This window comes from Mesorhizobium sp. M1143, assembly GCF_040318435.1.
Classification (GTDB): Bacteria; Pseudomonadota; Alphaproteobacteria; order Rhizobiales; family Rhizobiaceae; genus Mesorhizobium.
On the sequence record NZ_JAMYMJ010000095.1, the window covers coordinates 1 to 8,794 of the forward strand.

General features: G+C 59.5%; 6 protein-coding genes. 4 read left to right on the forward strand and 2 right to left on the reverse strand.

Annotated features, from left to right (window positions below; all coding sequences use genetic code 11):
- Positions 1 to 329 precede the first annotated feature (329 nt).
- From NKH35_RS30170 to NKH35_RS30180, 3 genes are all read left to right on the forward strand, one after another.
- On the forward strand, positions 330 to 788 hold the full coding sequence (locus NKH35_RS30170; RefSeq protein WP_023689394.1) for a (2Fe-2S)-binding protein: 459 nt from the start codon (positions 330 to 332) through the stop codon (positions 786 to 788).
- 3 nt (positions 789 to 791) lie between these two features.
- Complete coding sequence (locus NKH35_RS30175) at positions 792 to 3,002, forward strand: xanthine dehydrogenase family protein molybdopterin-binding subunit (RefSeq protein WP_023753780.1); 2,211 nt, start codon at positions 792 to 794, stop codon at positions 3,000 to 3,002.
- A 1,137-nt stretch (positions 3,003 to 4,139) separates the two neighbouring features.
- The gene (locus NKH35_RS30180) at positions 4,140 to 6,203 is read left to right on the forward strand and encodes a carbamoyltransferase family protein (protein WP_023753779.1); all 2,064 of its coding nucleotides are present in this window, start codon (positions 4,140 to 4,142) and stop codon (positions 6,201 to 6,203) included.
- Between the two features lie 644 nt (positions 6,204 to 6,847).
- On the opposite strand, the gene NKH35_RS30185 is transcribed toward NKH35_RS30180, so the two are convergent.
- Both NKH35_RS30185 and NKH35_RS30190 read right to left on the reverse strand, forming a co-directional pair.
- Positions 6,848 to 7,486 carry an FMN-binding negative transcriptional regulator gene (locus tag NKH35_RS30185; RefSeq protein ID WP_023672382.1) on the reverse strand — a complete coding sequence of 213 codons (639 nt, stop codon included), beginning with the start codon at positions 7,484 to 7,486 and terminating at the stop codon, positions 6,848 to 6,850.
- A 49-nt stretch (positions 7,487 to 7,535) separates the two neighbouring features.
- Positions 7,536 to 8,180, reverse strand: coding sequence for a helix-turn-helix domain-containing protein (locus NKH35_RS30190; protein ID WP_023709150.1), 645 nt, complete (start codon positions 8,178 to 8,180; stop codon positions 7,536 to 7,538).
- An 88-nt stretch (positions 8,181 to 8,268) separates the two neighbouring features.
- On the opposite strand from NKH35_RS30190, the gene NKH35_RS30195 reads away from it, so the two are divergent.
- A partial coding sequence (locus NKH35_RS30195; protein ID WP_352917356.1) for an aminotransferase class I/II-fold pyridoxal phosphate-dependent enzyme occupies positions 8,269 to 8,794 on the forward strand: 526 nt, incomplete at its 3' end.

Consider the following 8,794-nt stretch of genomic DNA (forward strand, 5'->3'; position numbering starts at 1 on the left):
CCCATCGATAGTAGTCCCATTTCATTTCGTGTAGCCAATCAGGGCCCTGCCGGACGCGGCCGACCAGCGGTCGATGTTCGCGACGACCCGAATGTCCAGTCTCGTGTAACCCAGCCTAAAGCGGCCTGTCCGCCCAAAAAATGACATTCAGTTGCCTCCAGCCTTTCGACACGACCCACTTCACGATCTCGTAACTCGCCAACCTAGCGGCTTGTTGCTTGAGCTGCGCGTTCCTACGGTGTGGTCGCTAGGCCTCAGCAACAAGAGCTCGGTTGCCAGGCGGGCGGAGGCTCAACGAGATAGCCAGCTCAGGACAAGGAGAGCAAGCAATGGTCGCTTTTACCCTCAATGGCGAGGCGCGAACACTCGACGTCGATCCAGAGATGCCGCTGCTCTGGGCGGTCCGTGACGTCATCGGACTCACGGGAACGAAATTCGGTTGCGGGCTTGCCCAGTGCGGCGCTTGCACGGTTCACGTTAACGGCATGCCGACGCGCTCGTGCCAGACCGCAGTCGGCGACATCGAAGGAGCCTCGATCACCACCATTGAGGGTGTGTCGGGCAAGATAGGCGAAACGGTCCAGGCCGTGTGGGCCGAGTTCGACGTACCTCAATGCGGCTATTGCCAGTCTGGCCAGATCATGTCGGCCGTGGCCCTCCTTACAGAAACGCCTAAGCCGACGGACGATGATATTGATTCGGCGATGAGCGGCAACCTCTGCCGCTGCGCCACCTATCATCGCATCCGCGCGGCCATCCACGAGACCGCCAACCGGCTGGAGACTTGAGGCATGTCGCAGTTTCTCTCGAAGCATACTGCCGTGCGGCCCACGCGCCGCTGGTTCCTCGTCGGCGCGGGCGTTACCACCGGCGGCCTCGCAGTGGGCTACCGGCCAGTGCTGGCCGCGCCCGACATCGCACAAACGACCCCTGCAAAGGTTCCGGCGAACCCCTTCCAGACCTATGTCGAGATCACAAAGGAGAACCGAATCATCATCCACTCCTCGCAGTTCGAGATGGGACAAGGCTCCTATTTCGGCATCGCCACCCTGGTTATGGAAGAGCTCGACGGCGACTGGGCGCAGGTGGACGTGGTCGGCGGATATGGCAATACCGCGTTCTACGGCAATCTCGCCTGGGGCGGGGCCGCACAGGCAACTGGTGGCTCCACGTCGATGGGCTCGTCGTGGGAACGCTACCGCAAGGCGGGTGCTGCCGCACGGGCCTTGCTGGTGGCGGCCGCGGCGCAGCGGTGGGACGTGCCAGCCGGCGAGATCAAAGTCGCTTCCGGGGTCGTGTCGCACGCCTCAGGGATGCAGGCGCGCTACGGTGACCTGGCTGAAGCCGCAGCGGGAATGCCGGTTCCCGACGACGTGCCGCTAAAGCCGCGCGACAAGTGGGCCCAGATCGGATCGGACAGCCTCAAGCGCTACGATTCCGCCGGCAAGACCAACGGCGCGCAGACCTACACGATCGACCTCATGATGGAGGGACTCCAGACGGCCGTTATGATCCATCCGCCGAAGTTCGGCGCCGAGATCGAGAGCTTCGACGCAACCAAGGCCAAGGCACTCGACGGCATTGTCGATGTCGTCCAGACGCCGCGAGGCCTTGCCGTGGTTGGCAGGGACACCTGGACGGCGCTGAAGGGCCGCGACCTCGTGGAGGTGACCTGGAACGAGGAGAAGGCCGAAGAGCGCGGCACGGCCGAGATCATGGCCGAATACAACAAGGCAGCAGACGATCTGGGCGCGGCCACCGCGCGCGACGACGGTAACACTCCCGCAGCGTTCGCCAGTGCTGAGAAAATCATCGAGGGGCACTACGAATTCCCCTATCTTGTCCATGCTTCGATCGAGCCACTCAACGCGGCCGCCCGAATCAACGAAGACGGCACCATCGATGTCTGGGGCGGACACCAGATGCCCGACCTTTATCAGGCGGCTGCCGCTCAGGTAGGCGGCACCACGCCGGACAAGGTGAGGCTGCACGTGATGAAGACCGGCGGCAGTTTCGGCCGCCGCGCGGTCTTGGATGCAGATGTCATTATCGAAGCTGTTTCCACAGCGCGTGCACTGGGACGCGGCAAGCCAGTGAAGGTGCAGTGGACCCGCGAGAATGACATGCGGGGTGGGCGGTACCGGCCGGCCTATGTGCACGCAGTCAAGGCGGGGCTCGACAAGAAAGGCAATGTCGTCGCTCTCCATGACCACATCGTGGGTCAATCGGTCTTGGGCGGTTCGACCTCTCCGGCGATGATCAAGAACGGCATCGATCCAACCTCCGTAGAGGGCGCCACCAACCTGCCCTATGCGATCCCGAACCTGAAGGTCGAGCTGACCACCACGGACGTGAACATCCCGGTGCTGTGGTGGCGTTCGGTAGGCTCCACCCACACCGCTTACGCGGTGGAAACCCTGATCGATGAGCTCGCCGCCGCTGCGAACCGTGATCCGGTCGACTTCCGCTTGTCAATGCTCGGTCACCATCCACGGCATGCCGCCGTGCTTAAAGTGGCTGCTGAGAAGGCAGGCTGGGACAAGCCTCTGCCGGAAGGCCGTTTCCGCGGCGTGGCCCTGCATGAAAGCCTCTCGACCTATGTCGCCGATGTGGTGGAGATCACCCTCAACGATGAAAATGGTTTCAAGGTCGACCGCGTCGTCTGCGCGGTAGATTGCGGCACCGCGATAAATCCTGACCAGATTCGCGCTCAGATGGAGGGCGGTATCGGATTCGGGCTAGGTGCGATCCTCCAGGAGGAGCTGACCCTGAAGGGCGGTGTCGTAGACCAAGAGAACTACGATACCTATACACCGCTCAGGATCGAGCAGATGCCGCGAGTCGAGGTGCACATTGTGCCGTCCGAGGAGCCGCCCACGGGAGTTGGTGAGCCAGGTGTGCCGCCGATCGGCCCGGCCGTCGCCAACGCGCTACGGGCGGCGACGGGCAAGACTATCCGCAAGCTGCCGATTATAAAGAAGATGTCAGGAATGACACCATGAAACAGCCGCGATGAAGATCGCGCCGTTTTCGAACGCCTCCTGACAGGCGCTCATTTCCATGGGTCAAATTCCGGCGGCTGCCCGCTCGAATATCCGTTTTGGACACGGCACCCCGTGTTCTGAACGACCACAGACGGGCCTTGGCGCCGGTTCCACTGAAGAACCGCTTTCGAGACGCAAATGCGTCCACTCCATGAAGAGCACAACCTATGGAAAGCTCACAGCTAGCTACCTCCATCGCTTCGGAGACCCAGGAACCCTCAGAAAACCGAACCTCCAGAGCTCAGAGGCGCTCGTGATCACAATCGCGCTGGTGCGTGGATCATTGTTCAAGGGTTTGGCAATAGGCAGGCGAGATGGCCGATCGACATGATCTTCGCCCGATGCCCTACAAACACAATGCCAGCCGCTGTCACGGAGTCGCGAAGACGAAGGCAATGAGGGTCGACGCCGATACTCATCGTTTGGTTGACAGAGCGCTTGGAATGCCATGCGCTTCAGATCGGAGTAGCCATCCGGGAAGCCTGAAGCGCTTTGAAAACGCATGTGCTGCGGCTGTTATTCATAGCGTGGATGACTTTGATCAAAACAATCGATTTCATCACTCTTCCGGAATCGTGCATGGACAAAAAAGAGCCTCACGCACCAATCACACGCTGCTCTAACGCGTGACGAAAGCTGCCTTAGGTATAATCCAAAGGAGAAAATCTTCGATGCGCCCTGACGTGCAGTGGAGGTCGTGCCGAGAAAGTGAGTTGCAACTGGCCGACAATGTCGCGCGGTGCGACCATGGTCGCTTCGGAGAATGAAATCGGGCCAGTTCACGGGGCGGTACTGTTATTCGTCGACGGCCGCCCTTCCCAAGAACAGGCGGCATCGCAAGTTGGTTCTGCCGATGAAAACAACATCGCCGGATACATGTCAGCAGCCGCTCAGGATTGGATGATCCAGCCAAGCTCTCGGCGTGATGGCACTGTAGGCGTCACAGTCGAAGCATCTCATTGATCGTTTATGGGGCTTTCTTCGATGCCGCTGATGCCTGACGGGCGGTCGCAGCTGCAGGCGACAACACGGCCTATTTAGTTGGAACAGTCGAGGTAAGCCAATTTGGCTTCCCGTTACTATTTGGAGAAAGAAATGCTGTGTCTAGGAATCAGCGGCGGACTTGACCAAGCCCATGAAAACCGATTCGAGCGTCCGAACGCCTTTATGCACGATGGCGCCGCGGTGCTCGTCCGAGACGGAAAGGTGATAGCCGCCGTAGAAGAGGAACGCCTCAATCGAATCAAGCACTCGAACAAGCTGCCAAGTGGTTCGATTCAATACTGTCTCTCGACGGCCGGGGTTCAGCTCAGCGACATTGATCGTGTCGCGGTCTACGCCAGCGAGCCCTATGCCAACGCCATGCTTGAAGGTATGTCCGCTTCCCAACCGGACATTCTCTCCACTCCGTTGGATGCTAAAATGTTGGTGCAGAACCTGTTAGCGCGTGAGTTCGGCACTAAGTTGGACAGTTCGCGTATTTCATTCGTAGGGCATCATCAGGCGCACGCCGTGAGCGCCTTTGCAATGTCGGGCTTCGAACAAAGTCTCATTCTAGCGATTGATGGCTGTGGTGATTTCCTGTCGGGCCTTGTGGCGGTAGGGTCTGGCACAGAAATTACGCAAATCGAGGCTTTCCCGGAGGACAATTCTCTTGGGCTGTTTTATCTCGAGACGATCCGCTGTCTCGGCTACGGCATGTTCGACGAGTATAAGGTAATGGGACTCGCGCCCTATGGCGACCCCGCTCCCTATCGCGAGCTCTTCGAGCAGTTGTACGAGCTCTCCGCCAACGGTGGCTACCGTGTTCACCTCGACCGCATCGGTCCGGCGTTGCTCCGCAACATCGAGATCAGGCGAAAGGGAATGCCTTTCACCCAGCAGCATCGAGATGTGAGTGCGTCACTGCAGGAAGCGCTTGAGCGGATCGTGTTCCACATTCTCCGGCACCACCGTGAGGCCACCGGCATGAAGCGGTTGTGTCTGGCGGGAGGGGTAGCCCACAACTGCACGATGAACGGCAAGCTGCTGTATTCAGGGCTTTTCGAAGACATCTTCGTGCAACCCGCGTCTCACGACGCTGGCTGCGCATTGGGAGCTGCGCTGATAGTCTCTAACGAGATGGGCCGCCCCGCGCCGCGTGAGCGACTGCAGGAGGTCTATTGGGGTCCTGATCTCGGGAGCGACCGCGCCGTGGAACAGGAACTGAATGCATGGTCCGGACATCTCGAGGTTGAACGCTCTTATGACGTAGCGAGCAGTGCAGCCCACTGGATCACCAACGGCGCCGTGATCGGCTGGGTGCAGGGTCGTTCGGAGTTTGGGCCACGTGCGCTGGGCAACCGCAGCATTCTTGCCGACCCTCGGCCCGCTGCAAACAAGGACCGGATCAATGCCATGGTCAAGAAGCGCGAAGGCTATAGGCCTTTCGCACCATCTGTGCTGGAAGAGGATGCGAGCGAATTTTTCGACCTCCCGGACGGTAAGCACGAATTTCCATTCATGAATTTCGTCGTTCGCGTGCGTGACTCAAAGCGCGCCTTGTTGGGTGCCATTACGCACGTCGACGGTACGGCTCGGCTGCAAACAGTATCGCGCGATGCCAACCCAGCTTACTGGGAGGTCATCAATGCCTTCAAGAAGCGGACAGGCACTCCAATTCTGCTCAATACGTCCTTTAACAACAATGCTGAACCGATCGTGGATACGGTTGCAGACGCGATTGCCACATTTTTGACGACAGAGCTGGATGGACTTGTGGTCGGGCCCTTCCTGGTAAAAAAACGGGCTGCAACGCTGCAGGATTGGACTGCGCTTGCGATTTCATTGCCTCCCTCAGTCTCCCTCCATCAAACCCGTGCTTACACAGCGCGAGATCATCAGGAGACTGTCTGCGAGATTATTCCGAACCACTCCAGCATTGACAGTGTGCGAATTTCAAACGACTTGTTTAATCTACTGATGCGGATCGAGGGCGAAGCCGTGTTGCGAGATCACCTCAATATGATTGAGCCGGATCAGGCCAGGCATGCAGCTCTAATGGAGGGCCTGCGAAGACTGTGGGAGCAGCGCCTGGTTCGGTTGCATCCCTCACAAGCTGGTCGGATGGATCATGGGTCCGATCAAACGCTGGACCAGCCCAATAAGCAATCAGCCTGATAGAGATGCACCTCAAGCTCGGCCAATCAAGGGTGTTTGTCGACCCCGCCTGCGAGCTCCCGCTGTGATTACGGGGTCGTCGCCTACGCGGCGGCGCCCACCAACATCTCCATCAGTCGCTTCGGCGACAAAGCCAATCATCTCCCGTAAGAGCAAGTGCTTTCGGGCAAGGTCTGCAGGTTCAAGGAGTTCGTTGAAGGCGCCGCCAGCTGGAGCTGCGTCGAGCGCATCATCGCGCATGGTCGAGCTCGGCGCCCAAGGGAAATCGCCCAATTCGACACGCGTGCGTTTGCACCTCATTAAAAACCGCTGCGCGGGTGGTCGAGGTGAAATCGGAAGTCCGTCTGTGCCAGCCGACGACGTTCCCGCAGCGCATCCTGCACATCGCCCTCGATCGCATTCCTCAACTCGCGACATACGACGGGGCGCAGGCGCCGGAAACGAACCCGCCCACCGCAACCTGCAAACTCCCGCCTGTCCTCACGACGGAGCAATCCTGTCGCCTGACCAGGCGCGTGGAAAAGCATCACAAGGGTGACCACAGCGTCGCTTCAGGCCGTCAAACGCTATTGCCGTGCGTCAAGGCGGACTAGGTGACCCGTCGGGAAGCCGGCACCAGCGGCTTTGTCGGGACAAGACACATGCTATTGGGATTTGACCGCCGCAGCCGCGAGCATCGCTTCTCCCATCGCAATGGCCCCTTGGGCACGCAGCATTTCGCCAGGGTTCTGAATGTCGCGCAACTCTTTGTTCTGGCTGAGTTTTGATTTTCCAACCAGGCCGGTGATCTCGATCTCCAAGGCGACGATTGCCCTGACCATCGTGTCGATGAAGTCCTTCGGCGCGTCGCCCATCTTCCATGGGACCGGCTGCGAGGCTTCTTGCATGTGAGTGAGCTTCGCCACGTTGCGGCGCACATACCGCTCATCATCCCGGACAGTGATGCGTCCGTGGGCATGGACGACGAGATAGTTCCAGGTCGGCACCTGCTTGTGGAATTCATGCTTGCTCGGATACCAGTTCGGCGAGATGTAAGCGTCGGCCTCACGGAAGATTACGAGAACCTCATCGCCATTGGCGACTTCCTCCCAGACTGGGTTCTTGCGAGCGACATGGCAATTGAGAACGCCCTTGTCTCCCTTCGAGCGGTCAAGCTCGAAAGGGAGGTGGTTCGCGTCCAGCGTGCCTTTGCTTTGGGTGACGAGGATACCCAGCGGGTGTCTCTCGATAAGGTCAAACAGGGCGTTCTGATCAGGGACGGCAAAATGAGGCGGAACGTACAACGGTTTATCTCCTGTCGCGAATGTGCGGTTGTTAGTAATCGGCGGGGCCTTACGGAACGTGCCCCTGAATCTTCGCTGCCGTCGACGAGTGCCCCGGATTTCGGTGTCCACCACGCTCAAGCACCGCCATCGTGAAGTGGGCGGGCACATCAGATGCCGCCGCATATGAGTGAGGTTGGTCAGTGACAAGCCGCGCACTCTCGCCTTCGCTTAAAATTTCCACGTGGGTACCTACCACAACGCTCAGGGCACCCTGACTGACCGAGATCAGCTCGCGCGTATCCGGACTATGAGCGTCCGCGGAAAACACATCGCCCGGCATCATGACCCAGCTCCACAGTTCGAACATCGTGCGTCCCGAGGTCGACGAATGCAGTTGCGCAGAGCTTCCCTTGGCGCTCGTCCAAAGCCTCCTGGTCTCTGTCCGCTCGATGGGAAGGCGCACCGTGGAAGGGTGCTCGTTCAACAAATCGGCCACCGAGAGCGAAAACGCCGCCGCCAGCCGACACAGTATGCCGATACTGGGGTTCGCCCTACCCTGCTCCAGCGCGACCACGGTTCCCTTCGATAGGCCACTTAGTTTAGCCAGGCGATCCAGGGTCAGGCTTTGGTCACGCCTCAAGTCTCGGATCCGGGCTGCTATCGCTTGCCCAAGCGCTTGCTCGGCATCAAACGCTTCCGTAACATTGGTCATTATATTGACTTGGGTCCTCGGCTCACGTATTGCGGTCAGTATAATGACCGGCACGAAATTGCAACTGCCCGTTAGGAAGGAATAACCGATGCGTTTTGAGACGAAGGCGATCCACTGCGGCCGAGGTGTCGACGCGTCCACGGGGGCCGTATCCATGCCGCTGCACACCAGCACGACGTTCGAACGAGGCGCCAACGGGTCATTTCCGTCCGGCTTCGAATACACAAGGGATGGAAATCCGACACGCAATGCGTTCGAGGCGGCCATGGCGACGCTTGAGGGAGGGGGAGACGGCATCGCCTTCGCTTCGGGCATGGCCGCAATCGCTGCAGTTTTCGAGAGCCATCCGTCGGCGGGTCGGATCGTTCTGCCGGATGACATGTATTTCGGCATTCGTTCGCTGATCGAAGAGACCGACATTGGGTCTCGCTTCGACTTTGCCCCCGTCGACATGCGCGATTTGGACGCTTTGCGCGCTGCGGTGACATCGAAGCGGACTGGCCTCGTCTGGGTCGAGACGCCGTCAAACCCGATGATCCGCGTTGTCGACATTGCGGCCATCTGCGCAATCGCGCACGAGGCAGACGCCTTGGCGGTGGTGGACAATACGTGGG